This is a genomic window from Sphingomonas sp. Leaf230, from assembly GCF_001421745.1.
Lineage (GTDB): Bacteria > Pseudomonadota > Alphaproteobacteria > Sphingomonadales > Sphingomonadaceae > Sphingomonas.
Map to the genome: position 1 here is coordinate 153,286 of NZ_LMKW01000008.1, position 25,753 is coordinate 179,038.

Consider the following 25,753-nt stretch of genomic DNA (forward strand, 5'->3'; position numbering starts at 1 on the left):
CGATGAACCCGCGCACCACCCGCATCGCCCCCGGCGAGATCTTCCAGACGCTGCCGCTCGGCAAGGATGCACTGTCGGTGCGCCGCCGCGTCGAGGCGATGGAGCGCGTGATGGAGGGGTTGTTCGTCATCCCCGGCACCAACCGCAAGGTCGGCATGGACGTCGTGCTGGACCTCATCCCGTTCGCCGGCAGCACGATAGCAGCGGCAGTCGGCGCGTGGATGGCATGGGAAGCGCGCAACATCGGCATGTCCAAGATCCAGATGGCGCGGATGTTCGGCAATGTCGGGATCGACTGGGCGTTCGGGATGATCCCGTTCGTCGGCGCGATCCCCGATTTCTTCTTCCGCTCGAACACCCGCAACCTGCGGATCATCAAGCGTCATCTCGACAAGCATTATCCATCGACGACGACGCTTCAGGGGTAAGACGCTCTATACCGGTCATTCCCGCAGAGGCGGGAACCATACTGGCTGACTGCACGAATAATTGCGAATGACAGCCGATATGGATCCCCGCCTGCGCGGGGATGACTACCAAAGGCATAGAGTAGGTCAGGCTATTACGGCCCGACGTCGGCATCGCGTGCCGCCGGCTTGTAGCTCGCACTCGTCCCAAGCCCCAGCGCGACGGCGACACGGTCGTTCCAGCCATAGGGATCGGCGCGGATGACGGGCTCGCCGGCGTCGTCGAACAGCACGGTCTGGTACAGCAGACGGACCGGGATCTCCTTCGGCAGCTTGACGAACGTCTCCTTGCCGGTCGCGCGAGCGGCATGCCACTGATCGGTCACACCCTCGTCCTTCGCGAGCAGCTCGGCGAAACCGAGCGCATCCTCGACGCGGACGCAGCCATGGCTACGCTGGCGCTGAATCTCGGCGAACAGCTGTTTCGCGGGCGTGTCGTGCAGGTAGATCGCGTGCTCGTTGGACATGTCGAACTTGACCAGGCCGAGCGAATTCTTCGGCCCCGATTGCTGGACCAGCCAGCCATTCTTCCACGCCAGGTTGTTCGCGCGCAGATACCCGGCGCCCTTGCCCGCCATCTCCTTCTTCTCGACCGAGCGCGGCACCGTCCAGGTCGGATTGGCGACGAGGCGGAAAATCGGCGACCCGAGCTGCGGCGTTTCCTTGTCGGGTTCGCCGACCACGACCTTGCGGCTGTCGACCAGCTTGCCGTCGCGCCAATAGCTCAACCGTGCCGCCGCGAGATTGACGTCGATCCGCGTCGTCGGCGCGTTGCGATCGAGCCACCGGAGCCGCTCCATGTTGACCGCGATCGCGCGCGCCCGGTCTGCGTCGGACAAGTTGAGGATGCCGAGCGCCGCGCTGCCGATCATGCCGTCGGGCTTGATCCCGTAGTCCGCCTGCATCTTCTTGATCGCGAGGATCATCGCCGGGGTCAGGCGATCGCCCTGCGCCGCCGCCTTGTCGAGATAATCGAACGCGACGAGCTGGTGCGCGATCGCAGGCACGCGCGGATCGGCTTCGCCCGGCTTGATCGGCTTGCCCGTGTCGGGGATCGCGGACGCCGGAGTCTGCTCCCATTTCGGCGTCGCGAGATAGGCCTTCGATAGGCGCGCGTAATTCTCGTCCTGCGGCGCCAGCCCTGCGAGCCACTTGCCGACGTCGCCAGCTTGTAGCGCCGCGGCGAGGCCACGGCCGAGATCGACCTGCGGGCGCGGCACGGTGTAGACGTCGAACAACTTGGTCGGATCGGTCGCGCCCTGTGACAGCGCCTTGCCGTATGCGAGCGCGGCCTTGGTCAAAGCGTCGTCGCCGGCACCGGGCTGCGCGCTCGCATCGAAGCTCATCCGGTCGAGACCGTGGGCACCGCGCGCCGCGATCGCCTTGCGCAACTGCCCGGCGGTGGTGGTGGTCCACCCGGTCGGCGCCGCTGCAGGAGCCGCCGCCGCCGCGGGCTGCTGCGTGTTCGAGGCGGTCGTCGTCTTCACCTCGCAAGCCGAGAGTGCACACGTCATCGCCAGCAGCGATGCACCGATCAAACCAAGACGCACCAGCAATTCCCCCACAATCTGGACACACAACGCTCGGGTGTCGGTCTCCGCTCCACGACGCAGGAGCGGATACGTAATTCTTCCACCAGATCGACCGCCCGTGCCTTTTGCATGTCACGCACCGTCATTCTGCAACCCGGATCGCGCCCGTCGCGTTATAGGGCCCACGCATGATCAAGGTCGCCAGCTACAATATCCACAAGGGCATAGGGCTCGACCGTCGGCGTAATCCCGAACGCGTGGTCGAGGTTCTGTGCGAGATCGATGCCGACGTGATCGCCCTGCAGGAAGCGGACCGGCGGTTCGGGGCCAAGGCCTGCGTGCTGCCGCATCACCTGCTGGAGGAGCATAGCGACTGGAAGCCGGTCGACTTCGGCTTGCGCGCGCTCAGCATGGGCTGGCACGGCAATGTCATCCTGGTGCGCAAGTCGGCGCGGGTGGTCGACAGCGAGCCGCTCCACCTCCCCTCGCTGGAGCCACGCGGGGCGGTGATGGCCGACGTCCAGTTCGCGGGCGGCATGTTGCGCGTGCTCGGCATGCATCTCGATCTCTCCGGCCTGTGGCGACGCAAGCAGGCCGCCGCGATCATGAACCACGTCGATACCTGCGCGCAGGCGCATCCGACGGTGATGATGGGCGATCTCAACGAATGGAGCGCAGGCGCCGGGTGCCTGCGCGACTTCGGCCGCGACTATGCATTCGCCGAGACGGGCGCGAGTTTCCATTCGCGGCGCGCGGTCGCTCGGCTCGACCGGATCATGGTGTCGTCGGACTTGAACGTGGTCGAGTGCGGCGTGCATGCGAGCCCGGCGGCGCGGAAAGCCTCGGATCACCTGCCGATCTGGGCTATTCTGGAAACGAAAACGCCGACGAACCGAACCGGGGCCACCAGATAAACCCCGAGCGATACCGTCGGCATGAGGATGTAGAATGCGCGAGAAGGAACTGCGACTGGCGCTCGTCTGCTATGGCGGGATCAGCCTTGCGGTCTACATGCACGGCATCACCAAGGAGATCTGGCGCCTCGTCTGCGCCAGCCGCGCGTTCCACGACGGCGACACGCCGAAGGGCGGCAGCGAAGGCGTGTATCACGCGCTGCTCCAAGAGATCGAGGCGCATGGCGCGATCCGCGTCCGCGTCCTGGCCGACATCATCGCGGGCGCCAGCGCGGGCGGGATCAATGGCATCTTCCTCGCGCAGGCGATCGCGACCGGGCAAAGCCTCGACCCGCTGACCGACCTGTGGATGACGTCCGCCGACGTCGAGGCGCTGATCGATACCGAAGCGGCACCCAAATCGCGATTCTCGAAGGCGTGGGCGATGCCGCTCGCATGGATGGCAGCGGGGCGCAGCACCGACAAGGTTGACGCGCTCGATGATCCGACCCGCGAAGAGGTGCGCACCAAGCTGTCGCATTTTATCCGCTCGCGCTGGTTCGAGCCGCCGTTCGGCGGGAAGACCTTTACCAACCTCCTGCTCGATGCGTTCGACGCGATGGCGGCGAGCGAACGCGGGCCGCGCCTGTTGCCGCCGGGCCAGCCGCTCGACCTGTTCGTGACGGTCACCGACTTTTCGGGGCATCCCGAGCGGTTGCAGCTCAATTCACCCGCCGAAGTGGTCGAAACCGAGCATCGCCTGGTGGTCGACTTCACCGACAGTGGCGGGGCGTGCGATACGCTCGCACCACCTGCAGAACTGGCGTTCGCGGCCCGCGCGACGTCGAGCTTTCCGGGAGCCTTTCCGCCGTTCACGGTCGCCGAACTGGACGGCGTGCTGAAGGATCGCGCGATCGTCTGGCCGGAGCGTCCTGCGTTCCTCGCGCGTGTCCTGCCCCGTCATACGGCGGCCAACGCAGCGGAAAGCGCGGTGCTGATCGACGGGTCGGTGCTCGCCAATGCGCCGTTCCGGCCCGCGCTCGATGCGCTCAAGGAGCGGCCGGCGCGGCGCCAGATCGACCGGCGATTTATCTACATAGACCCCTCCCCCGACATCAAGCTGCGGCTCAACCGCGGTGGCGGCACGCCAGGATTCTTCCAGACGATCATCGGCGCGATCAGCGACATCCCGCGCCAACAACCGATCCGCGACAATCTAGAGGCGATCGCCGAACGTTCCGCGAGAATCGATCGGATGCGCGGCATCCTCACCGCAATCCGTCCCGAGGTGGAGGCCGACGTCGAATCTTTGTTCGGCCACACATTGTTCCTCGACCGGCCGACCGCGCCGCGGCTGATCGCGTGGCGGCGGCGTGCGCAAAAGGCGGCGGCGGCGAGCTCGGGCTATGGCTTCGTCGCGTACGGCCATCTGAAGCGCAGCGCGGTGATCGAGACGCTGGCGTTGCTCCTGTTCGATGCCGGGGAACACCACCGGCCGCGGCGGCTGGCGCAGATCCGGGCCGCGATCGTCGCGCATGTCGCCGCCTCGGGTGCGGACTTACTTGGGTCGGGGCATGCGGGCGGGGCCAGTGCCGCGTCGATCGCATTCCTGCGGACCTTCGATATCGGCTTCCGCATCCGCCGACTGCGGCTGATGGCGCGGCGCCTTTCGGAGGTGGAGACCGCCGCCGACGAGCCGGAACTGGGGCCGATGCGCGACGCGATCTACGAATCGCTTTCGCCGTATCTCGATCGGTTGCGCGCCGAGATGCATGCCGGGCTCCACGATGCGGTACGGGCGATGCGCGGCGATGCGGGCGCGGTGCTGGAAACGCTCGGCCGGACGTTCGACCTTGATCGCCTCGATGCGGAAACCGACCAGCGGCTGGCGGAAGCGTTCGCCGCGCTCGCCAAGCCGACGCGGCGAACGCTGTTGCTGGCCTATCTCGGCTTCCCGTATTTCGATACCGCGACGCTGCCGCTGTTGCAGGGCGAAGGTCTCGACGAGTTCGATCCGATCAAGGTCGACCGGATCGCGCCCGACGATGCGACCTCGATCCGCTCCGGCGGCGCCGAGGCGACGTTGAAGGGGATCCAGTTCGGGACGTTCGGCGCGTTCTTCAGCCGTGCCTACCGCGAGAACGACTATCTCTGGGGGCGGCTGCATGGGTCGGAACGGATGATCGACATCACCGTCTCGACGCTGCCATCGACCGTGCGGATGAAGCCCGGCCGGGTGGCGGCGATCAAGCGCGCCGCGTTCCTCGCGATCCTCGATGAGGAGGAGCCACGGCTGACCGCGATCCTGCCGTTGATCGCGCAGTTGCGTACCGAAATCGGCTAAAGCTGGCCAAAACGCCGATGTGGCGGTAGCTCTGCGTTTCCAGCCGCGTTTCGACGCGGGTGGGGTATGATAAAGGGTCGCCGCATGCAGTTCCTGAAAATCCTGTTCTGGTGCCTGCTGGCGTTCATCGCCGCGGTCTTCACCATCAGCAACTGGAACGCCGTCCAGATCCAGCTCTGGGGCGGACTGATCGCGGACGTGAACCTGCCGCTGCTGCTGTTCGTGACGTTCCTGATCGGGTTCGTGCCGACGATGCTCTACAATCATGCGATCCGGTGGCGGCTGCGTCAGCGGCTTTCGACCTGCGAGCGCGAGTTGCTGGACCTGCGCACGCCGCGACCGGAGCCGGTGGCGTTCGTGCCTGCCGAGACTCCTGCGACGATCGCACCGACTGTTGTGCCGACCGCCACGCCGCCGGGGTCGCTCCTGTGAGCAACCGTATCTACGTTGCACTCGACACACCCGACCTCGCCCGCGCCAAGGCGATGGCGACGCGCGTCCGCCACCATGTCGGCGGGATCAAGCTGGGGCTCGAATTCTTCTGCGCGCACGGCCAGTCCGGCGTGCATGCGATGGCGGAACTCGGCCTGCCGATCTTTCTCGACCTGAAGCTCCACGACATTCCGAACACGGTGGCCAAGGCGGTACAGGCCTTGGGCGCACTGAAGCCGGCGATCCTGACCGTGCATGCGAGTGGCGGGCGGGCGATGCTGGAAGACGCGAAGGCTGCCGCCCCGCTCGGCACCAAGGTGATCGCGGTGACGATGCTGACCAGCCTCGATGCGACCGATCTCGCCGCTACCGGCGTCATCGGCAACGCGCACGACCAGGTTTCGCGGCTCACCGAACTCGCTTGCGAGGCGGGGGTCGACGGGATCGTGTGTTCCGGCGCTGAGGTTGCGGCGGCCAAGGCGATCTGGCCCAAGGGGTTCTTCGTGGTGCCGGGCGTACGCCTTCCCGACGGCCAGGTCGGCGACCAGAAGCGCGTCGTTACCCCGCGCCAGGCGATGGACGCCGGCGCCTCGATCCTCGTGGTCGGCCGCCCGATAACGCAGGCCGAAGACCCCGACATCGCCGCCCGCGCGATCGGCGCGACGCTTTAGCGGCACGCGTAATTCACGATCCTCCCCGCCAGGGGGAGGTGGCAGGCACAGCCTGACGGAGGGGGAGGAAAGGGAAGGCCGTCGTTGCGTGCTCTTTCCTCCCCCTCCGTCACCTTCGGCGCCACCTCCCCCTGGCGGGTGAGGATGATCAAGCGCCTGCTCCCCAAGGAACCCGAATGACCACCGCCAAGATCTGCGGCCTCTCCACTCCCGCCACGCTCGACGCCGCGATCAAGCACGGGGCGAGCCATGTCGGGTTCGTGTTCTTCCCCGCCTCCCCGCGCCACGTGACGTTCGCGAAAGCCGCCGAACTCGCCGCACGCGTACCGCCGCACGTCGCGAAGGTCGGCGTGTTCGTCGATCCGGAAGACGACATGCTCGAACAGGCGGTCGGCTCGGCGGCGCTCGACGTGCTGCAACTCCACAAGGTCACGCCAGCGCGCACTGCTGCGATCCGCGCGAAGTTCGGGATCGAGACCTGGGTCGCGGTCGCGGTTCGCACGCGCGGCGATCTCGATGCGGCGCACGGCTTCGTCGGAGTCGCCGACCGCATCCTGTACGACGCGAAGACGCCGGACTCGGCGGCGTTGCCGGGCGGGATGGGCTTGCGGTTCGACTGGGACTTGCTCGACGGGTTCCGGCATCCGCTGCCCTGGGCGCTATCGGGCGGGCTCGATCCGACGAATGTGGCGGAGGCGATCCGGCGGACCGGGGCGAAACTGGTCGACGTGTCCTCGGGGGTCGAAAGCGAGCCGGGTACGAAGGACGAAACAAAGATCGCATCGTTTCTGAAAGCTGTCGCCGCGCGCTAGCACTACCCCGGCGGAGGCCGGGGCCCAATTGGGGGAGACCTGTGACAGTCCCTTCCCGCCGCCATTATGACCTTTCCAATTGGGCCCCGGCCTCCGCCGGGGTGGTCTTTAGCGGAAACGGAAGGGGTGACAGCGATTTACGAAGTGCTAAACGCCCAGTCATGAACGCTCCAACCCTCGCCCCCAACTCCTACCGCGCCCAGCCCGACGAGCGCGGCCATTTCGGCGACTTCGGCGGCCGCTATGTCGCCGAGACGCTGATGCCGCTCGTCCTCGAACTCGACGAGGCGTACCGCGCGGCCAAGGCCGACCCTGCGTTCAAGGCGCAGTTCGACGATTTGCTCGAACATTATGTCGGCCGCCCGAGCCCGCTCTATTACGCCGAACGGCTGACCGAAGCGCTGCGCGAGTCCGCGCCCGAAGGCATGGGTGCACAAGTCTGGTTCAAGCGCGACGAGCTGAACCACACCGGCGCGCACAAGATCAACAACTGCATCGGCCAGATCCTGCTCGCGATGCGGATGGGCAAGACGCGGATCATCGCCGAGACCGGCGCGGGCCAGCACGGCGTTGCCACCGCCACGGTCTGCGCACGCTTCGGCTTGCCCTGCGTGATCTACATGGGCGCCAAGGACGTCGAGCGGCAGGCGCCCAACGTGTTCCGCATGAAGCTGCTCGGCGCCGAAGTCCGCCCCGTGACCAGCGGCGCGCACACGTTGAAGGACGCGATGAACGAGGGCATGCGCGACTGGGTCGCGAACGTCCACGACACGTTCTACATCATCGGCACCGCCGCCGGCCCGCATCCGTATCCCGAAATGGTCCGCGATTTCCAGAGCGTGATCGGCACCGAGGCACGCGCGCAGATGCTGGAGCGCATCGGTCGCCTGCCCGACATGCTGGTCGCGGCGATCGGTGGCGGCTCGAACGCGATCGGGTTGTTCCATCCGTTCCTCGACGATGCCGACGTGCAGATGCTCGGCGTCGAAGCAGCGGGTCATGGCCTCGACAAGCAGCACGCGGCGAGCCTCGCGGGCGGCTTCCCCGGCGTGCTCCACGGCAACAAGACCTACCTGTTGCAGGACGAAGACGGCCAGATCACCGAGGCACACTCGATCTCGGCGGGCTTGGATTATCCAGGCATTGGCCCCGAGCATGCTTGGCTACGCGATATCGGCCGCGTCCAGTATGACAGCGCCACCGACACCGAAGCGCTAGACGCGTTCCAGTTGTTGTGCCGGACCGAGGGCATCATCCCCGCGCTGGAGCCAAGCCACGCGATCGCAACGGTGACGAAGAAGGCACGCGAGATGCGGCAGGATCAAATCATCTTGGCCAACCTCTGCGGCCGCGGCGACAAGGATATCTTCACCGTCGCCGAAGCACTTGGGGTGGCGATATGATCGCACTTCTGCTCCCCTCCCGCTTGCGGGAGGGGTCGGGGGAGGGCCTGTTCGCTCCCCGGACCTTGGATGTGCGGCTATGTCAGCCCCTCCCCCGACCCTTCCCGCAAGCGGGAGGGGAGCAGTGAGCCGCCTCGCCGCCACCTTCGCACGCACCGCCGCCGCCGGGCGTGCCGCGCTCGTCGCGTTCGTGACCGCGGGCGATCCGACCACCGAGGCGACCGGCCCGATCCTCGACGCGCTCGTCGCGGGCGGGGCGGATGCGATCGAGCTCGGCATGCCGTTCACCGATCCCATGGCCGACGGCCCCGCGATCCAGGCTGCGAACATCCGCAGCCTCGCGCAGGGTACGCGCACCGCGGATATCCTCGCCACCGCCATCGCGTTCCGCGCGCGGCATCCGGACGTGCCGCTCGTCCTGATGGGCTATGGCAACCCGATGCTCCGGCGCGGCGCGGACTGGTTCGCCGAGGCGGCTGCCAACGCCGGCGTCGACGGCGTGATCTGCGTCGACGTGCCGCCCGAAGAGGACGATGCGCTCGGCCCTCAGTTGCGTGCCGCCGGGATCGACTTGATCCGCCTCGCCACGCCGACCACCGATGCTGCCCGCCTGCCGACCGTGCTCGATGGCGCGAGCGGGTTCCTGTATTACGTCTCGGTCGCCGGCATCACCGGGCTCCAGCAGGCTCAGCAATCCTCGATCGAGGACGCCGTCGCCCGCCTCAAGGCGCAGACCGACATCCCGATCGCGGTCGGCTTCGGCATCCGCACGCCTGAGCAGGCCGCCAATGTCGCACGCGTCGCGGACGGCGTCGTCGTCGGCTCGGCGATCGTCGAACTCGTCGCGCAACACGGTGCCGCTGCGGCCGAGCCGGTCCGCATCTATATCAAGTCTCTCGCCGACGCCGTTGCCTCGGCCCGAAAGGTCTCCGCATGAGCTGGCTCAACAGCGTTCGCAACGTCTTGCCCTTCGTCGCGAAGCGCGAGACGCCCGAAAATCTCTGGCACAAGTGCAAGGGTTGCGGCCAGATGGTCTTCACCAAGGAGCTCGAGGACAATCTCTATGTCTGCCCGAAATGCGATCATCACGACCGCATCGGACCGAAGATCCGCTTTGCGCAGCTGTTCGACGAGGGTAGCTGCAGCGAACTGCCGGCGCCGAAGGTCCCCGAGGATCCACTCAAGTTCCGCGACCAGAAACGCTATACCGATCGCCTGAAGGCGGCACGGACCGACAACAGCGAGCAGGACGCGCTGATCAACGCACGCGGCGCGATCGACGGCCACCGTGTCGTCGTCGGCGTGCAGGATTTCGGCTTCATGGGCGGGTCGATGGGCCTGGCGGTAGGCGAAGCCTTCGTGCGCGGCGTCGAGGCTGCGATCGAGGACCGAGTGCCCTACGTGATCTTCACCGCGAGCGGTGGCGCACGCATGCAGGAGGGCATCCTCAGCCTCATGCAGATGCCGCGCAGCACGGTCGCGATTCAGATGCTGCACGATGCCGGCCTGCCGTACATCGTCGTGCTGACCGACCCGACGTCGGGCGGCGTGATGGCGGCATATGCTATGCTCGGCGACGTCCAGATCGCCGAGCCCAAGGCGACGCTGGCGTTCACCGGTCGCCGCGTGATCGAGAGCACGATCCGCGAGAAGCTGCCCGAGGACTTCCAAACGTCGGAATATTATCTGGAGCATGGACTGATCGACATGGTGGTTCACCGGAAGGATCTTCGCGAGCAGCTCGGCACGGTCATCGGGTATCTAAGCGCGCGCGAAGCCGCGTAATCTTTACTCCCTCTCCCCTTCGGGAAGAGGGTCGGGGTGAGGGGCGGCCAAGCAACGCTGCGCCCGGAACTGCCCCTCACCCCAGCCCTCTCCCCGGAGGGGAGAGGGAGTCTAGAAGAATGCCCGACCACGCCGTTTCTTCCTCGCCCGCAGTTCAGGCGCAGCTCGACCGATTGACCGCATTGTCGCCCGGCGCGGATATTCTCGGGCTGGAGCGCATCACCGCGCTCCTGAGCCGCCTCGGCAACCCCCACCTTAACCTCCCCCCGGTGTTCCACGTCGCGGGCACCAACGGCAAGGGTTCGACCTGCGCGTTCCTCCGCGCCGCGATCGAGGCGGCCGGGCACAGCGTCCACGTCTATTCCTCGCCCCACCTCGTCCGCTTCAACGAACGTATCCGCCTCGCGGGGAAGCTGATCGAAGACGACCTGCTCGCCGCGTTGCTGTCGGAAGTGCTCGACCACGCCGCGGATCTCCAGGCGAGCTTCTTCGAAGTCACCACCGCCGCCGCGTTCCTCGCGTTCGCCCGCACGCCCGCCGCCGCGACGATCATCGAAGTCGGCCTCGGCGGCAGGCTCGACGCGACCAACGTCATTCCCAACCCGGTCGTCACCGGCATCGCCGCGCTCGGCATCGACCACCAGTCGTTCCTCGGCGACACGCTGCTGGAGATCGCCGGCGAGAAAGCGGGCATCGCCAAGCCCGGCGTGCCGCTCGTCACGATGGACTATCCCAAGGCCCTCCGCGCTAAGATCGCCGCGGTCGCCGATGCCGCCGGCGCACCGGTGTTCGCCCGCGGCACTGCCTGGAGCAGCGAAACCGCGCGATCGACCGTCCGCTACGAGGACACCGGCTTTTCGGTCGTCACCAACCGCCCGCGCCTCGTCGGTGCGCACCAGTCACGCAACCTCGCGCTCGCGATCGCCATGCTCCGTCACCAGGGCGTGCTCCACATTCCCGAAGCCGCGATGCGCGCCGCCGCCGACTGGGCGCACTGGCCCGCGCGGATGCAGCGATTGTCGGATGGCCCGCTGCTCGCGCGATTGCCCGAGGGCAGCGAATTGTGGCTCGACGGCGCGCATAATCCCAACGCCGCGCAACCGGTCGCGCGTGCCCTAAGGACGCTTGCGAAGGGACGCCCGGTAACGCTGATCCTCGGCATGCTCGCGAACAAGGATGCGGAGGCCGTGGTTCGCATCCTGTCGCCGTCGGTCGGCCATGTCATCGCCATCCCCGTCCCCGGCCACGCCCATCACGCGCCCGAGGCACTTGCGACGCTCGCACGATCGTTCGGAAAGACCGCTGGAACAGCTGCCACGCCCAGTGAAGCGCTAGCCTCGATCGCCGCACAAACCGAACACCCGCAACTCGTGCTGGTCGCCGGTTCGCTCTATCTCGCCGGTGAAGTGCTCGCCGCAAACGACCAACCGCCGGACTGAGTTCTTATTGCTATTGACTATCAATAACTAACGCGCGACTTTGTGGGCACCACCACGGAGTCGCGTGAATGACCGATACCCGCCCCAATTCGACGACCAACTCGACGGCCGCCTCGACACAGACCATCGCCAGCGCGACCTCGCTGCTGCCCCACGCGCTACCGCCTTGTGAAAACGCGCGAATCGCCTTGTTCGCAATGCGGCGCATGGGCGCACACGGGCTCGCCGATGCCCGTGCCTCGCACACGATGTTCACTGCGTTCGGGCAAGGCTTCCGTCGCCCGCTGGTGCTGTTGAGGGCACTGATGGCGGACCTCGCCGGCACGTCGGCGGGTACGATCGCGATCGCCCCGTGCTGCTGCGCGCGGATGACGCCGGCGGAATCGGCGATGCTCTCGGTCCTCGCGCGCGTCGAGACCGCGCCCGAGACCGCACGCTATCTGATGGCCGACCTGCTCGGCGTCCGTCGCATAGACGGCGTCCTCGCCAGCGCCGCCGCGGTCGCAGCCGCCTTCGCCGACGAGGGTCGCCCGATCACGCTTTAGACCGGATCACCGGCGCGGGCGTCACCTTCACCCTCGACGCCCGCGCTGCCGATCGAACGGTCGATCATCCCCGACCGGCTCATCCACCAGAACAATACGATCCCTGGTACTGCGAGCGCCGTCGTCAGCAGATAGAAATCGACATAGCCGAACGCTTCGATCAGCGCGCCGGCGGTGGTGCCGGTGACGATCCGTCCGACGATGCTGGCCGCCGCCGAGATCAGCGCGAACTGTGCCGCGGTGAAGCGCAGGTCGCACAACGCGGAGAAGTACGCGATCACGACGACGCCGCCAAAACCGCTGGAGGCATTCTCGAAGCCGATCGCCGCCGCCATGCCGAAGTTCGAGTGCCCGGCCGCCGCCAGCGCCGCGAACGACAGGTTCGAGACGCCCATCAGCACCAGCGACAGCAGTACCGATCGCTTCATCCCCATTCGCGCGTACAGGATGCCACCGATGAAGATGCCCACCAGATAGGCGATGAAGCCGATCCCGACGTCGTAGAACGCGATCTCGTCGCCGGTGAAACCGAGGTCGTCGAACAGCAGCCGCAGCGTCAGATTGGCGAGCGTGTCGCCGACTTTGAAGATCAGGATGAAGGCAAGGACGATGAACGCCCCTTCGCGCGAGAAGAACTGGACGAACGGCCCCCAGATCGCGCGAAAGCCCTCCGCGAGGCCGCGGCGTTCGATCGGCGGACGGCGTCGTTCGGGCTCGCCCAGCGCCAGGCCTGCCAGGACCGCGGGCAACGCAAAGACGACGCACGCCAGATAGGCCGCGTTCCAGCCGGCGCGTTCGGCGACCACCAGCGCCAACGCCCCCGAACCCGCCGATCCGATCCGCCAGCCATATTGGCTCATTCCCGATCCGACGCCCAACTGCCGCGGTTCGAGCGTCTCGATCCGGAACGCGTCGATTACGACATCGAAGGTCGCGCCAGCCGCGCCGACGAGGATCGCTGCGGTTGCGGTGGAGGCGATGCTAGCCGCCGGGTCGATCAGAGCGAGATTGACGACCGCGGCAACTACCAGCGCGGCGGTCACGATCAGCCAAGAAACGCGCTGGCCCAGCCTCCCGATGATCGGCAGCCGAACGCCGTCGACCACCCACGCCCACAGGAACTTCAGGTTGTAGACGAGGAAGGCGAGGCTGAACGCCGTCACCGTCTTCTTGTCGATACCGCTGGCCGCGAGCCGCGTCGTCAGCGTCGCGCCGATCATCGCATACGGAAAGCCCGAGGATATGCCGAGCGCCAAAGCTCCCAGCGGCGCCTTCTCCGCATAGGGTCGGAAGCCGTCGCTCCAGCGCTTGCCTAAGGTTCCGTTCATCGCACTTACGCTCCCCACTCGCTCGCGCGAACCCTAACGGGAAATCGCGGATGCGCTACCCATCAGGCGATGGAGCGTGGGGAAACGTCACGCCGTCCGCGGAAACAACGTGAAGCCCGACGGCACGCGCGTCGGCTTACCACCTCCGAGCATCGCCTCGATCGCCTCGATCGCCGCGATTAGGTCGCGCGGCATGTATGGCTTGGCCATGCAGCCGGCGGCGAGCGTGGTCGCCTCGACCGGGCAGCTTCCCGTCACGAACATCACCGGCACGCCGCGGGCCTGTGCCGCGCGTGCGACATCGATGCCCGAACCGTCCGCGAGGTTCACGTCGACCAGCACCAGATCGATCACCGTGTCGCTCGCCAGGATCGGCAAGGCTTCCGCGACCCGGTCGATCGTCGCGACGATCGTGAACTTAGCGTCGGTCAGGAAATATTCGGTATCGAACGCGACCAGCGGTTCGTCCTCGACTACCAAAAGCCGGACAATCTGCCGCTTCTTCTTCCCGAACAACATTGCCGAAAGGCCCCCGGACGCGAACGAAAGGTCGTTACGCTCGCGAGTTCTAACGCACCGCCGCACGAACGGTCGCAAATATTTTCGCGCTGAGCGCCGATCCATAGTATCAGCCGCGCCATGACGACTTCAAAAGACGATAACCCGACTGCCAGCCCGTCGCCCGACGCGCCCGCAACCTCCCCCGAAACGCCGGCCGCACCGATCAAGGGCGACCGTATCGCCAAGCTGCTCGCGCGCGCCGGGATCGCCTCGCGCCGCGATATCGAGCGGATGATCGCCGAGGGCCGCGTCGCGCTCAATGGCACCATTCTCGACACGCCTGCGACGATCCTGCGCAACCTCAACGGCGTTACGGTCGATGGCGACCCGGTCGAGGCTCCGAGTTCGGCTCGACTGTTCCTGTATCACAAGCCGACCGGGCTGCTCGTCACCGAGCGCGATCCCGCCGGACGCACGACGATATACGACCGCCTGCCGCGCGAACTGCCGCGGCTGGTGCCGGTCGGCCGCCTCGATCTCAACACCGAGGGGCTGTTGCTGATGACCACCGACGGTGGGCTCAAGCGTCAGCTCGAACTGCCCGCGACGGGTGTCGAGCGTGCCTATCGCGCGCGCGCCTATGGCAATATCACGCAGCCGCAACTCGAGGAACTGATCGAGGGGATCGAGATCGAGGGCGTCCGCTACGGCTCGATCAACGCGAATATCGAGCGGCGCACTGGCGCAAACGTCTGGATCGAAATGATCCTGACCGAGGGCAAGAACCGCGAAGTCCGCCGCGTGCTGGAGCATCTCGGGTTGCAGGTCTCGCGGCTGATCCGGACGCGCTACGGTCCGTTCGTGCTCGGCGATCTCGCACCGGGGCAGATCGGCGAAGTGCTGCAGCACGACGTCGTCGCGTTCCAGAAGGAGCTGGCGAAGGGCAAGCCCGAGGGTCCGGGCGCGCGCGCGAACATCGGGATCAGCGCGAGTGCGGGCGCGGGGGCCGGGATCGGCACGCGGTCGAGCCAGCGGGGCAGCAATGCGCCGCGGCCTGCGCCGACGACGCGGCCAGCGCCGGGTGCGCGCCCGGTTTCGGGCGCGCACCCGGCTGCTGGCGTGCGTACGCCGGTTCGCAGTCCGTATGCTGCACCTGCAAGCTCGGGCTTCTCGAGCGGCGCGGTGCCGACCGATCGGCCTTCGCGACCGGCGCGTCCCGAGCGGATCCGGCCGACCGCGGCGATGCAGCGCGGCGACGTCAACGATCCTTGGGCGCGGCCCGATGCACGGAACGCCGCGCGGCCGACGGGGGCGCATCATGCGCGGCCAACGAGTGGCGAGACGTCCAAGCCGTATGTGCGGCAGGAGCGTGCGGATCGCGGCGAAGAGCTGAGCACGAACCCCAAGATCAAGCATTTCCGCGCCGCCAAGCCACCGCGGGAGCGCGCTGCGCCGTCGCGCGTCGGCGCGGGCGCTACGGTGCAGCGTCAGGAGCAACCGCGGGGCTTCCGTCCGCAGGCCGACGATACGCGGGGGCGCAGTTCTCTCGACAAGCGCGCGGCGCGGAGTGCCAGCGGGCGTCCGGGTGCCGAGCCAAGGCCGGTGCGATCGGAGGGTCCGGCGCGACCTGAACGCGGCAGCCGTCCTACGGCACCGGGCAAGGGTCCGTCGGGAGGGCGCGGTCATCCGCCCCGTGCACCACGTGGAGGGAAGCGCTGATGCGGATCATCGCAGGACTGTACCGCGGCCGTCAGATCGCCGCACCCAAGGGTGACACCACCCGTCCCACCGCCGACCGGATGCGCGAGACATTGTTCTCGATGCTGACCAGTCGGGTCGGAAGCTTCGAAGGGTTGGCGGTCGCCGATCTGTTCGCGGGCTCGGGTGCGCTCGGGATCGAGGCGCTCTCGCGCGGTGCGGCGACGTGCATGTTCGTCGAATCGGACAAGTTGGCAGTCGACGCGCTGAAGGCCAACCTCGCCAAGCTGGAAATCCGCGGGGATGTCCGCGCGACGTCGGTGATGGCGCTCGGGCCCGCGCCGGCGCCGCTCGACGTGATCCTGATGGACCCGCCCTACAACACCGGTGCCGGGCTGGTCGCGCTCGACAAGCTGTCGCGGCTGGGTTGGGTCGGACCGGCGACGTGGATCAGCCTGGAGACGGCGAAGGCCGAAGTCGTCGAACTCGCCGGCTTCGAGGTCGACGCCACGCGCGTGCACGGCAAGGCGCGGCTGACGCTGTTGCGGCCAGTGTCTGCGTAAAGGCATGCTCTCCCGCAGAGGCGGGAGAGCATTCTATTTGTCGGTCGTGCGGCCGAGGATCAGCAGCCCACCAAGGCTCAGCACCCCGGCCGCCATCAGATACCCGCCGACCAGCCACAACCCGCGCGGCGCCAGTGCCTCCGCGACGATCGGCGCGAGCGCACCGCCGAGCACGCCGCCGAGATTGAACGTCATCGACACGCCGGTGTAGCGCACCCCCGCCGGGAACAGGCTTGGTAGCCAGCCCCCGAGCGGGCCGTAGGCGAACCCCATCACGAACAGCGCGCCCGACAGCCACAGCCACACCGTGAACAGCGATCCCGAGCCGAGCATCGGCCCCATCAGCGCGCCGACACCGATGCACCCGGCAAACCCGATCGCGAGCATTCGTGCTGCGGAATGCCGGTCCGCGAGCACGCTGGCCACGATCACGCCGCCCGCCAGGAACCAGATGGCGACGAGTTCGACGCCGAGGAACGCCTCGCGCGAATAGCCGAGCGTCTTGGTGCCGTAGCCAAGTGCGAAGGCGGTCGCGAGATAGAACAGCGCGAAGCATGCGATGACGCCGAACGTGCCAGCCAATGTCGCGCGGAGATGGTGCGTGAGCAGCGTCGCGATCGGTACCTTGGGGAGCGCCTCGGTAGCCTCCGCTTCTAGGAAGGCGGGAGTCTCGGTCAGCTTCAGCCGCACCCATAGGCCAAGCCCAACGAGAATCGCGCTGAGCAGGAACGGGATGCGCCAGCCCCAGGCGATGAACTGCGTTTCGTCGAGGACGAGCCCGATGACCAGGAACAGCCCATTCGCGGCAAGGAAGCCCACCGGGGCACCAAGCGGCGGGAACATCCCCCAGGTGTTCTTGCGGTGCGGAGGTGCGTTCTCAACCGCCAGCAACGCCGCCCCACCCCATTCGCCGCCAAGCCCGAGCCCCTGCCCGAGCCGCATCAGGCACAGCAGCGCCGGAGCGATCCAGCCGACCTGCGCATAGGTTGGCAAGAAGGCGATGCCGACGGTCGATCCGCCCATCATCAGCAGCGACGCAACGAGGGTGGACTTACGCCCGATCCGATCGCCGAAATGCCCGAACACGATCGCCCCGACCGGGCGTGCAACGAAGGCCAAGCCGAACGTCGCATAGCTCAGCAGCAACTGCGCCGAGGCGGACTGCCCCGAAAAGAACAGCGGCCCAAACACGAGCGCCGCGGCGGTCGCATAGATGTAAAAATCGTAGAACTCGACCGCTGTGCCGACCAGACTGGCGGCGAGGATGCGGCGGTGGGAGGCTAGCGTCGTCATGGGCACGGTCTCGCCGTGGTCGCCGTTGAGGTCAACCGATTGCGGCTTACAATCCTCCCCCGCCAGGGGGAGGTGGCGCGTAGCGACGGAGGGGGAGGAAACGCAACCGAGGTTAGCCTCTCCTCCCCCTCCGTCTGGCAAGCGCCAGCCACCTCCCCCTTGCGGGGGAGGATCAGACTGGGAGGACTATGCGTGCGACCAAGCCTGGGGCGTTGTCGGCGAGTTCGAAGTGGCCATCGTGGAGCCGCGCGACGGCTTCGATCAGCGCCATGCCGAGGCCCGCACCGGGGGTGGACCGCGCACTGTCGAGGCGGCCGAAGCGCTTCAACGCCTGTGCACGGTCGGAGGCGGCGATGCCGGGGCCGCGGTCCTCGACCTGGATCGCGACGCCGTCGGTGCGGTGGACGATCCGCAGCGTGACCTCGCCACCGCCAGCGCCGTGGCGCAGCGCGTTGTCGATCAGGTTGGTGATCGCCTGGCTGATGAGTTCGCGGTGCAGTTTCATCGGCGGTGGGCGGTCGTCGATCGCGATCGTGAAAACGAGGCCGGCATCCTCCGCGACGGGCGCGTAGAGTTCGCCGATCTCCTCCAGCAGGTTCGCCGGCGAGACCTCGATGAAGCGGTCGCGCGAGACCGAGCCCGAGCGGCTGATCTCGATCACCATCGTCAGCATCCGCATCACCAGGTCGGTTTCGACCAGGAGGCCACTCAGCGCCGCTTCCCGAGCGTCGGGATCGGCGATCAGCACCGCCTGCTCGGTCTTGGTGCGCAAGCGCGCGAGCGGCGAGCGGAGGTCGTGTGCGAGGCTGTCGGTGACGATCCGCAGTTCGGCCATCACACCTTCGAGTTTGCCCAGCATGACGTTGAGGCGGGCGGCAAGGCGGTCGAACGCATCGCCCCCGCCCGCGATCATATTGACGCGCCGAGACAAGTCGCCTTCGCCCGCTGCCTCGATCGCCTTGGCGATGCCGTCGAGCCGGCGGCTGACGTAGCGCGTGAGGACAAACCCTCCGACCACGCCAAGCGCGAGCGACAGAAACACGGCGACCGCGAGCGCACGTTCGATCGCGCGCTCCTCCGCGGCGATCAGGTCGAGATTGCGGCCGGTCAGGAGCCAGTAGCTGCCGAGGGGGTGGAGCGCATACCCGGTCTCGCGCGCCGACCAGAGCTCGTCTGCACCGAGTCGTGCGATGCGAAACTGCGTGATGCGGAGCGGGACTGCGAGGCGCTCGGGCGCGATGCCGACGACTGCCCTGCCCTTCGGGTCGACTACCGCGAGGACGAGCGACACGTCGCCGGGGACGACTGCGCTGTCGATCGCCTGGCGGATCGCGGGGAGGCCACCGTTACGCCAGACCGCGCGCAGGGCTTCAGATTGTTCTGTAGTCTCGCGCCGGATTGCGTCGATCGCGTCTGCGCTGGTGGTCTTCCAGACGAAGCCGACCAGCGCGAGGTTGGAGATCAGCGCAAGCGCGATCGAGAGCAGCGCGATTCGGGCTGTTACCGAAAGGCGAATCACCCTTCTACGGCGAGTCGGTAGCCTGCGCCGCGGACCGTATGGAGGATCGGCGTCGGGAAGCCTTCCTCGAGCTTGCGACGGAGACGGCCGATATGGACGTCGACGACGTTCGAGCCCGGGTCGAAATGGTAGTTCCAGATCTTCTCGAGCATCATCGTGCGGGTGACGACCTGGCCAGCATGGCGGGCAAGGAATTCGAGCAGGTTGAACTCGCGGGCGCCGAGCGGGATCGAGCGGCCGGCGCGGGACACTGCGCGGGCGAGCAGGTCGATTTCGAGGTCACCGACGGAGAGCTTGGTCTTCTGCGGCTCGGTCGCGGCGCGGTCGGAGCGGCGGAGCATGGCCTCGATCCGTGCGGAGAGTTCGGCGAACGAGAAGGGTTTGCACAGATAATCGTCGGCGCCGGCCTTGAGGCCATCGACGCGGTCGTCGACGGCGGCGAGCGCGGACAGGATCAGGACCGGCGTAGCGATACCCGCGGCGCGAATCGCGCTGACCATCGACAAGCCGTCGAGGCCGGGCAGCATGCGGTCCGCGATGATGAGGTCGAAGATGCCTTCGCTGGCGAGGAACAGGCCGTCGCGGCCGTCTGCACAGGCTTCAATTGCATGGCCGGCCTCAGCCAAGCCCTTGGCAAGATAGGCGGATGTCGAGGCGTCGTCCTCGACGATCAGGATCTTGCGGCTCAACGCGGTATCACCTTCCCTGCCACCGATTTCGGTCACCATCTCCTGCCCTTATAAACGGAAAGGCCGGCGGAAAGAACCCTTCCCGCCGGCCCCCACGGTACCCCCGGGAGTGACGGGCACCGATCTCTGGAAACTCATGCGACCGTTGCTGGCCACGTGGTCGTTCTAGGATCGGGCGGGGGTCAGGGCGATGACCGAGGGGTGACAATTTCGTCATGTTGATGTTGTTGTGGGGCTTGATACGAAACCGTCCCAAAGATCTACCCAACCCCTACCCCGTCATCCCGGCGAACGCCGGGACCCGTGGTTGCGGAGTGGGTAGTGGTTGTTCGCTATCTCTTGGTCCGCCGTATCCGTGGGTCCCGGCGTTCGCCGGGATGACGGAAAGGGTGTGAGGGTGGGGACCCAGATTGGGCCCCGCCCCCCCGGCGGAACACGCTTACTTTTTGTCCAGAATCGCCGCGATTGCCGCGCCCACGTGCGCAATGTCGGCCATGCCGTCGACGCGGTGGACCAGGCCTCGTGCGTCGTAGATGGGCAGGATCGGTGCCGTCTTCGCGCGGTATTCCGCCATGCGGTTATGGACAGTTTCCGCATTGTCGTCGGGACGACGCTTGAACTCGGTCGAGCCGCAGACGTCGCAGACGCCGGCAACGACCGGCTTCTTGTAGCGATCGTGATAGCCCGTGCCGCACTTGGCGCAGGTGTAGCGGCCGACGACACGGTCGATCAGCGCGGCTTCGTCGACGCCCAGTTCGATGACGTAATCGAGCGTGCGGCCGCGGTCGGCGAGCAGACCGTCGAGCGCCTCGGCCTGAGCAGCCGTCCGGGGATAGCCGTCGAAGATGACGCCGTTGGCGGTATCCGGCTGGTCGAGACGCTCGCCGATGATGCCCGACACGATCTCGTCAGACACGAGACCGCCGGATTCCATGACCGACTTCGCCTGGAGGCCGACCGGCGTTCCGGCGGCGACCGCTGCGCGCAGCATGTCGCCGGTCGAAAGCTGGACCATGCCGCGCTCGCTGACGAGCGTGGCGGCCTGGGTGCCCTTGCCCGCGCCGGGCGGTCCAAGAAGGATGATATTCACGAAACGCACTCCCCTCGTTCGTGCAGGATTTTTTCCGGGTTAGGCCCGCGGCTTAACCCCGCTGCTTAACGAAGTCGATTGCCCTTGAGCTTCGCCTTCTTGATCAGGTCGCCATACTGGTGCGCCAACAGGTGCGACTGGATCTGCGTCACCGTGTCCATCGTCACGTTGACGACGATCAGCAGGCTGGTGCCACCGAGATAGAACGGGATCTGCAACGCGGTCACCAGATATTCGGGCAACAGGCAGATGATCGTCAGATACGCCGCACCGATCACGGTGATGCGCGTCAGTACGTAATCGAAGTAGTTCTCGGTGTTCTTGCCCGGGCGGATCCCGGGGATGAACCCGCCATTGCGCTTCAGGTTGTCAGCGGTTTCCTCGGGGTTGAAGACGACCGCGGTGTAGAAGAACGAGAAGAAGATGATGCCGGCGCCGTACAGCAGCATGTACACAGGGCTGCCGTGCTGCAGGTACTGGTTGAGGGTGATGATGAAGTCACCCCACTTCGACTCACCAGCCACGCGCTGACCGGCGAACTGAGAGATCGTCAGCGGCATGAGCAACAGCGATGAGGCGAAGATCGGCGGGATGACGCCGGCAGTGTTGATCTTCAGCGGCAGATGGCTGCGGTCGGCCTGCATGCCGCGCTGCGTCTGGCGCTTGGGATACTGGATCAGGATGCGGCGCTGCGCGCGCTCCATGAAGCAGATGAAGAGGATCAGCACGACCACCGCGACGACGATGCCGATCAGCTTGATCGGATCGAGCGAGCCCGAGCGGCCGCCTTCGAGCAGGTTGACGAGCGTGACGGGGAGATGCGCGACGATGCCGGCCATGATGATCAACGAGACACCGTTGCCGATGCCGCGGCTGGTGATCTGCTCGCCGAGCCACATCAGGAACATCGTACCGCCGATCAGCGAGATGACCGCGGCGACGCGGAACATCATGCCGGGCTCGATGACCGCCTGGATGCCTTGCGCCGCGCCGAGCGTCTCAAGGCCGACGGCGATGAAATAGCCCTGGACCGCGGTCAGGCCGACGGTGCCGTAGCGCGTATACTGATTGAGGCGCTTACGACCCGATTCGCCGTCCTTCTTGATGGCGGCTAGCGTCGGCGACAGCGAGGTCGCGAGCTGCACCACGATCGAGGCGGTGATGTAGGGCATCACGCCGAGCGCGATCAGCGACATGCGGCTGAGCGAACCACCCGAGAAGGTGTTGAAGAAATCGAGCACGCCGCCCTGCGTCTGCTGCGAGAGCAGGCCGAGCGCGGTCGGGTCGACACCCGGCAACGGGACATAGCTGAGCAGGCGGAAAATGATCAGCGCACCGATCGTGAACCACAACCGCTTCTTGAGGTCGGTCGCCTTCGCGAATTTCGAAAGGCTGATGCTTTGCGCCATCTGGTCGGCTGCGGATGCCATGCGTGTGATCGTCCTGGAAACAAAGAAGGCGGGATGCGTTGTGACCGCCCCCGCCGCTCATATAGGCGCAGCAGCGCGCTTGTCTAATGGCTAAGGCGGATATGAAGAGGTGGAGAGCCACCTGGTCCATCCAATTCCGCCACCTTGTTGCCCTCACCCCATTCCGTTCGTCCCGAGTAGCCGTCGAGCTTGTCGAGACGGCGTATCGAAGGACTGGCCCGCTTGGGTCTTGTACCTCGATACGAGTTCTCGACTGCGCTCGACCTCTACTCGGCACGAACGGCATGGGGGAGAGGTGGAGAGGGTTGCCGCGGCGGAGCGTCTCAGACGCCACAAACGAAAAGGGAGGAGGTGCACTCGGCACCTCCTCCCCCATCAAAGTCAGGCCTTGAACGACGCCTTGTGCGCCGCACGCTCCTTGTACTTCACGCCCTTCTTGGCGGCAGCCTTCTCGGCTGCGGGGACGAAGTGGATCACCTCGACCTTGCCGCCGATCTTCTCGACCGCTTCGATCGCGCCCTTCGACGCGCCGTCGACGGTGAACGAGAGGACCGTGGTCAGCTCGCCCTTGGCGAGGAGGCGGACGCCGTCCTTGCCGCCGCGTGCTAGGCCAGCGGCCTTCAGCGCGTCGTGGTCGAGCGTGGCGTTTGCCTCGATCTTGCCGGCGTCGACCGCAAGCTGGATCGCGCCGAGGTTGACCTCTGCGAAGTCCTTGCGGAAGATGTTGTTGAAACCGCGCTTAGGCAGACGCATGTGCAGTGGCATCTGGCCGCCTTCGAAGCCGGCGATGGACACGCCCTCGCGGCTCTTCTGGCCCTTCTGGCCGCGGCCTGCAGTCTTGCCCTTACCCGAGCCGATGCCGCGTCCGACGCGCATCTTGGACTTACGGGCACCTTCGTTATCGCGGAGTTCGTTGAGCTTCATGGTAATGCACTCGCTTTCGCTTGTTACGCGCTGGTTTGAAATCGCCGGGTTCGAATCCGGAAATAAGGAAGGGGGCCGTTAGCCCCCTTCCCGGTATTTGTCACTAGGTAGCGTTAAGGCTCAGCCTTCGACGGATACCATGTGCTGCACCTTGCGGATCATGCCGCGGACCTCTGCGCTGTCTTCCAGCTCGCGGGTCTTGTGCATCTTGTTGAGACCGAGACCGATCAGCGTTGCGCGCTGATCCTTCTCGCGGCGGATCGGCGAACCGGTCTGCGTGATCTTGATGGTTGCCATGATCGCTTACTCCGTGATTGCAGCTGCATCGGCCTCGGCGGTCTTCGAACCACCATGGCCGAGCAGGTCGGCGATCTTCTTGCCGCGACGCTGTGCGACGGCCTTGGGCGAGGTCTGCTCGCCAAGGGCCTCGAACGTGGCGCGGATCATGTTGTAGGGGTTCGACGTGCCGACCGACTTGGTCACAACGTCCGCAACGCCCAGCGATTCGAAGACTGCGCGCATCGGGCCACCGGCGATGATGCCCGTACCCTGAGGCGCCGACCGCAGCGTGACCTTGCCGGCACCGAAGTGACCGTTGCCGTCATGATGCAGCGTGCGACCGTCCTTCAACGGAACGCGAACCATCTTCTTCTTGGCAGCGGCCGTCGCCTTCGAGATGGCTTCCGGCACTTCGCGTGCCTTGCCATGACCGAAGCCTGCACGACCCTTGCCGTCGCCGACGACGACGAGCGCTGCGAAGCCGAAGCGCTTACCGCCCTTGACCGTCTTCGAGACGCGGTTGATGTGCACCAGCTTCTCGATCAGCTCTTCGCCGCCATCGTCCGCACCCGGACGACCGCCACGATTGTCGCGACCGCGACCGCCGTCGCGACCACCGCGGTTGCCGCCGGGGCCACCGCTGCGGTTGCCGCCGGGGCCACCACGACCACCGCCGCCACCGCCACCGGGACCGCCGCGACCGCGACCGCCACCGTTGTTGCCCTGGTAGCCAGTGCTCTGCGGGACGTTCTGAGCCGTAACGTCCTGTGCGGTCGTCTCGGGCGCGATTACTGCCGGCGTGTTGTTTTCGTCAGCCATGTCTTAGAACTCCAATCCGGCTTCGCGCGCGGCATCGGCAAGAGCCTTCACGCGACCGTGGTAGAGGAAGCCGCCGCGATCGAACACGACCTGGGTCACGCCCGCTGCCTTGGCAGCCTCGGCGACGCGCTTGCCGACCGAAGTCGCCGCGTCGATGTTGGCGCCGGACGTGCCGCGCACGTCCTTCTCCAGCGTCGAGGCCGATGCGACCGTCGTGCCGGCGGCATCGTCGATCACCTGAGCATAGATGTGCTTGCCCGAGCGATGCACCGACAACCGCGGACGGGTGCCTGCACGTGCGCGGAGCGCGGTACGGTTGCGGCGACGCCGCTTGGCGAAAAGAGAAAGTCCCTTGGTCATTACTTCTTCTTCCCTTCCTTGCGGAAGATGAACTCGCCGTCGTACTTGATACCCTTGCCCTTGTAAGGCTCAGGCTTGCGCCACTGACGAATTTCCGCGGCCAGCTGACCGACCATCTGCTTGTCCGAACCCGAGATCTCGATCGTCGTGTTGTCGGGGGTCTTGACTTCGATCCCCTCCGGCACGTCGATGTTGACGTCGTGGCTGTAGCCGAGCTGCAGCTTGAGGTTGCGACCCTGCGCTGCGGCACGATAGCCGACGCCGGTGATCAGCAGCTTCTTGGTGAAGCCTTCCGACACGCCGGTGACCAGGTTCTGCACCATGGTCCGCTGCATGCCCCAGAACGCGCGAGCGCGCTTGGTGTCGTTGGCCGGCTGCACCGAAATGCCGCCGTCTTCGATCGTGTAGCTGATCTCGTCGCGAAGCGGCATCTTGAGGGTGCCCTTGGGGCCCTTCATCGTCAGCTGCTTGTTCTCGATGGTCGGCGTGATGCCTGCCGGTACGGTGACCGGCTTCTTACCAATGCGGCTCATCAGAACACCTCCGCGAGGACTTCGCCGCCGACGTTCTGCTCGCGCGCTTCGGAATCCGACAGCACGCCGCGGGGCGTCGAGACGATGGTGATGCCGAGGCCGTTACGGACGCGCGGGAGTTCCTGCGAGCCGGAATAGACGCGACGGCCGGGCTTCGAGACGCGCGCGACATGCTTGATCGCAGGCTGGCCCTCGAAATACTTCAGCTCGATGCGAAGGCCGGCCGCGGGGCCCATCTGCTCTTCGCTATAGCCACGGATATAGCCTTCGCGCTGCAGAACGTCGAGCACGCGGACGCGCAGCTTCGACGCCGGCGTGAGGACAGAGTCCTTCTTCGCGCGCTGGCCATTACGGATACGGGTGAGCAAATCACCCAGGGGATCGGTCACTGCCATGATTTAGTC

The 25,753-nt window shown here is 66.5% G+C and carries 27 protein-coding genes; 13 read left to right on the top strand and 14 right to left on the bottom strand.

The window, feature by feature from the left end:
• The first annotated feature begins 2 nt into the window (after nt 1-2).
• The gene (locus ASE82_RS06355) at nt 3-428 is read left to right on the top strand and encodes a DUF4112 domain-containing protein (RefSeq protein WP_056060449.1); all 426 of its coding nucleotides are present in this window, start codon (nt 3-5) and stop codon (nt 426-428) included.
• Between the two features lie 134 nt (nt 429-562).
• Here the strand turns inward: ASE82_RS06355 and ASE82_RS06360 are convergent, their stop codons facing one another.
• Nucleotides 563-2,017 (bottom strand): L,D-transpeptidase family protein, encoded by a 1,455-nt coding sequence (locus tag ASE82_RS06360; protein WP_235524604.1) that lies wholly within the window; start codon nt 2,015-2,017, stop codon nt 563-565.
• A 170-nt stretch (nt 2,018-2,187) separates the two neighbouring features.
• Between ASE82_RS06360 and ASE82_RS06365 the strand changes: the two genes are divergently transcribed.
• The 10 genes from ASE82_RS06365 (at nt 2,188) to ASE82_RS06410 (ending at nt 12,323) form a co-directional block, all read left to right on the top strand.
• Entirely contained in the window at nt 2,188-2,913 is a 726-nt protein-coding gene (locus ASE82_RS06365; RefSeq protein WP_056060452.1) for an endonuclease/exonuclease/phosphatase family protein, read from the top strand.
• A 34-nt stretch (nt 2,914-2,947) separates the two neighbouring features.
• The gene (locus ASE82_RS06370; protein ID WP_056060457.1) at nt 2,948-5,236 is read left to right on the top strand and encodes a patatin-like protein; all 2,289 of its coding nucleotides are present in this window, start codon (nt 2,948-2,950) and stop codon (nt 5,234-5,236) included.
• Between the two features lie 84 nt (nt 5,237-5,320).
• A complete protein-coding gene (locus ASE82_RS06375; protein WP_056060459.1) occupies nt 5,321-5,668 on the top strand; it encodes a lipopolysaccharide assembly protein LapA domain-containing protein in 348 nt (115 codons plus the stop codon).
• Nucleotides 5,665-6,339: an orotidine-5'-phosphate decarboxylase gene (gene pyrF / locus ASE82_RS06380; RefSeq protein WP_056060463.1), complete on the top strand. Its 675-nt coding sequence runs from the start codon at nt 5,665-5,667 to the stop codon at nt 6,337-6,339. Before ASE82_RS06375 ends, pyrF begins: the two co-directional genes overlap by 4 nt.
• A gap of 176 nt (nt 6,340-6,515) precedes the next feature.
• The gene (locus ASE82_RS06385; protein ID WP_056060466.1) at nt 6,516-7,151 is read left to right on the top strand and encodes a phosphoribosylanthranilate isomerase; all 636 of its coding nucleotides are present in this window, start codon (nt 6,516-6,518) and stop codon (nt 7,149-7,151) included.
• Nucleotides 7,152-7,312: 161 nt separating this feature from the next.
• Entirely contained in the window at nt 7,313-8,554 is a 1,242-nt protein-coding gene (trpB, locus tag ASE82_RS06390) for a tryptophan synthase subunit beta (RefSeq protein ID WP_056060469.1), read from the top strand.
• Between the two features lie 124 nt (nt 8,555-8,678).
• Nucleotides 8,679-9,491 carry a tryptophan synthase subunit alpha gene (gene trpA, locus ASE82_RS06395; protein ID WP_056060472.1) on the top strand — a complete coding sequence of 271 codons (813 nt, stop codon included), beginning with the start codon at nt 8,679-8,681 and terminating at the stop codon, nt 9,489-9,491.
• Nucleotides 9,488-10,339 carry an acetyl-CoA carboxylase, carboxyltransferase subunit beta gene (gene accD / locus ASE82_RS06400; protein WP_056060473.1) on the top strand — a complete coding sequence of 284 codons (852 nt, stop codon included), beginning with the start codon at nt 9,488-9,490 and terminating at the stop codon, nt 10,337-10,339. The genes trpA and accD overlap by 4 nt, the downstream gene beginning before the upstream one ends.
• 119 nt (nt 10,340-10,458) lie before the next feature.
• Nucleotides 10,459-11,778 carry a bifunctional folylpolyglutamate synthase/dihydrofolate synthase gene (locus ASE82_RS06405; protein WP_056060477.1) on the top strand — a complete coding sequence of 440 codons (1,320 nt, stop codon included), beginning with the start codon at nt 10,459-10,461 and terminating at the stop codon, nt 11,776-11,778.
• A 68-nt stretch (nt 11,779-11,846) separates the two neighbouring features.
• Nucleotides 11,847-12,323, top strand: a complete 477-nt coding sequence (locus tag ASE82_RS06410; protein ID WP_056060481.1) for a DUF6628 family protein — start codon at nt 11,847-11,849, stop codon at nt 12,321-12,323.
• Here the strand turns inward: ASE82_RS06410 and ASE82_RS06415 are convergent.
• Both ASE82_RS06415 and ASE82_RS06420 read right to left on the bottom strand, forming a co-directional pair.
• On the bottom strand, nt 12,320-13,651 hold the full coding sequence (locus tag ASE82_RS06415) for an MFS transporter (protein WP_056060484.1): 1,332 nt from the start codon (nt 13,649-13,651) through the stop codon (nt 12,320-12,322). The genes ASE82_RS06410 and ASE82_RS06415 overlap by 4 nt on opposite strands.
• An 87-nt stretch (nt 13,652-13,738) precedes the next feature.
• Nucleotides 13,739-14,170, bottom strand: coding sequence for a response regulator (locus tag ASE82_RS06420; RefSeq protein ID WP_056060487.1), 432 nt, complete (start codon nt 14,168-14,170; stop codon nt 13,739-13,741).
• 120 nt (nt 14,171-14,290) lie between these two features.
• On the opposite strand from ASE82_RS06420, the gene ASE82_RS18845 reads away from it, so the two are divergent.
• Together ASE82_RS18845 and rsmD are read left to right on the top strand one after the other, a co-directional pair.
• Entirely contained in the window at nt 14,291-15,871 is a 1,581-nt protein-coding gene (locus ASE82_RS18845) for a pseudouridine synthase (protein WP_082441351.1), read from the top strand.
• Nucleotides 15,871-16,413 (top strand): 16S rRNA (guanine(966)-N(2))-methyltransferase RsmD, encoded by a 543-nt coding sequence (gene rsmD, locus ASE82_RS06430; RefSeq protein ID WP_056060491.1) that lies wholly within the window; start codon nt 15,871-15,873, stop codon nt 16,411-16,413. The genes ASE82_RS18845 and rsmD overlap by 1 nt, the downstream gene beginning before the upstream one ends.
• 33 nt (nt 16,414-16,446) lie before the next feature.
• Here rsmD and ASE82_RS06435 read toward each other — a convergent pair whose 3' ends face one another.
• The 11 genes from ASE82_RS06435 to rpsH form a co-directional block, all read right to left on the bottom strand.
• Nucleotides 16,447-17,706 carry an MFS transporter gene (locus ASE82_RS06435; RefSeq protein WP_056060494.1) on the bottom strand — a complete coding sequence of 420 codons (1,260 nt, stop codon included), beginning with the start codon at nt 17,704-17,706 and terminating at the stop codon, nt 16,447-16,449.
• 172 nt (nt 17,707-17,878) lie between these two features.
• Nucleotides 17,879-19,225 carry a sensor histidine kinase gene (locus tag ASE82_RS06440; protein WP_056060497.1) on the bottom strand — a complete coding sequence of 449 codons (1,347 nt, stop codon included), beginning with the start codon at nt 19,223-19,225 and terminating at the stop codon, nt 17,879-17,881.
• On the bottom strand, nt 19,222-19,914 hold the full coding sequence (locus tag ASE82_RS06445) for a winged helix-turn-helix domain-containing protein (protein WP_056050249.1): 693 nt from the start codon (nt 19,912-19,914) through the stop codon (nt 19,222-19,224). Before ASE82_RS06445 ends, ASE82_RS06440 begins: the two co-directional genes overlap by 4 nt.
• Before the next feature lie 439 nt (nt 19,915-20,353).
• Nucleotides 20,354-21,004: an adenylate kinase gene (locus ASE82_RS06450; protein ID WP_056050247.1), complete on the bottom strand. Its 651-nt coding sequence runs from the start codon at nt 21,002-21,004 to the stop codon at nt 20,354-20,356.
• Nucleotides 21,005-21,069: 65 nt separating this feature from the next.
• Nucleotides 21,070-22,434, bottom strand: a complete 1,365-nt coding sequence (secY, locus tag ASE82_RS06455; RefSeq protein ID WP_055872627.1) for a preprotein translocase subunit SecY — start codon at nt 22,432-22,434, stop codon at nt 21,070-21,072.
• A 381-nt stretch (nt 22,435-22,815) separates the two neighbouring features.
• Nucleotides 22,816-23,358: a 50S ribosomal protein L15 gene (gene rplO, locus ASE82_RS06460; protein ID WP_056047631.1), complete on the bottom strand. Its 543-nt coding sequence runs from the start codon at nt 23,356-23,358 to the stop codon at nt 22,816-22,818.
• A gap of 120 nt (nt 23,359-23,478) precedes the next feature.
• Nucleotides 23,479-23,655: a 50S ribosomal protein L30 gene (rpmD, locus tag ASE82_RS06465; RefSeq protein WP_056060500.1), complete on the bottom strand. Its 177-nt coding sequence runs from the start codon at nt 23,653-23,655 to the stop codon at nt 23,479-23,481.
• Nucleotides 23,656-23,661: 6 nt separating this feature from the next.
• A complete protein-coding gene (gene rpsE, locus ASE82_RS06470; protein ID WP_060524133.1) occupies nt 23,662-24,456 on the bottom strand; it encodes a 30S ribosomal protein S5 in 795 nt (264 codons plus the stop codon).
• A gap of 3 nt (nt 24,457-24,459) precedes the next feature.
• A complete protein-coding gene (gene rplR / locus ASE82_RS06475; RefSeq protein WP_031393749.1) occupies nt 24,460-24,816 on the bottom strand; it encodes a 50S ribosomal protein L18 in 357 nt (118 codons plus the stop codon).
• Nucleotides 24,816-25,349 carry a 50S ribosomal protein L6 gene (gene rplF / locus ASE82_RS06480; protein WP_056047628.1) on the bottom strand — a complete coding sequence of 178 codons (534 nt, stop codon included), beginning with the start codon at nt 25,347-25,349 and terminating at the stop codon, nt 24,816-24,818. Before rplF ends, rplR begins: the two co-directional genes overlap by 1 nt.
• The gene (gene rpsH, locus ASE82_RS06485; protein WP_031393751.1) at nt 25,349-25,744 is read right to left on the bottom strand and encodes a 30S ribosomal protein S8; all 396 of its coding nucleotides are present in this window, start codon (nt 25,742-25,744) and stop codon (nt 25,349-25,351) included. The genes rplF and rpsH overlap by 1 nt, the downstream gene beginning before the upstream one ends.
• Nucleotides 25,745-25,753 lie beyond the last annotated feature (9 nt).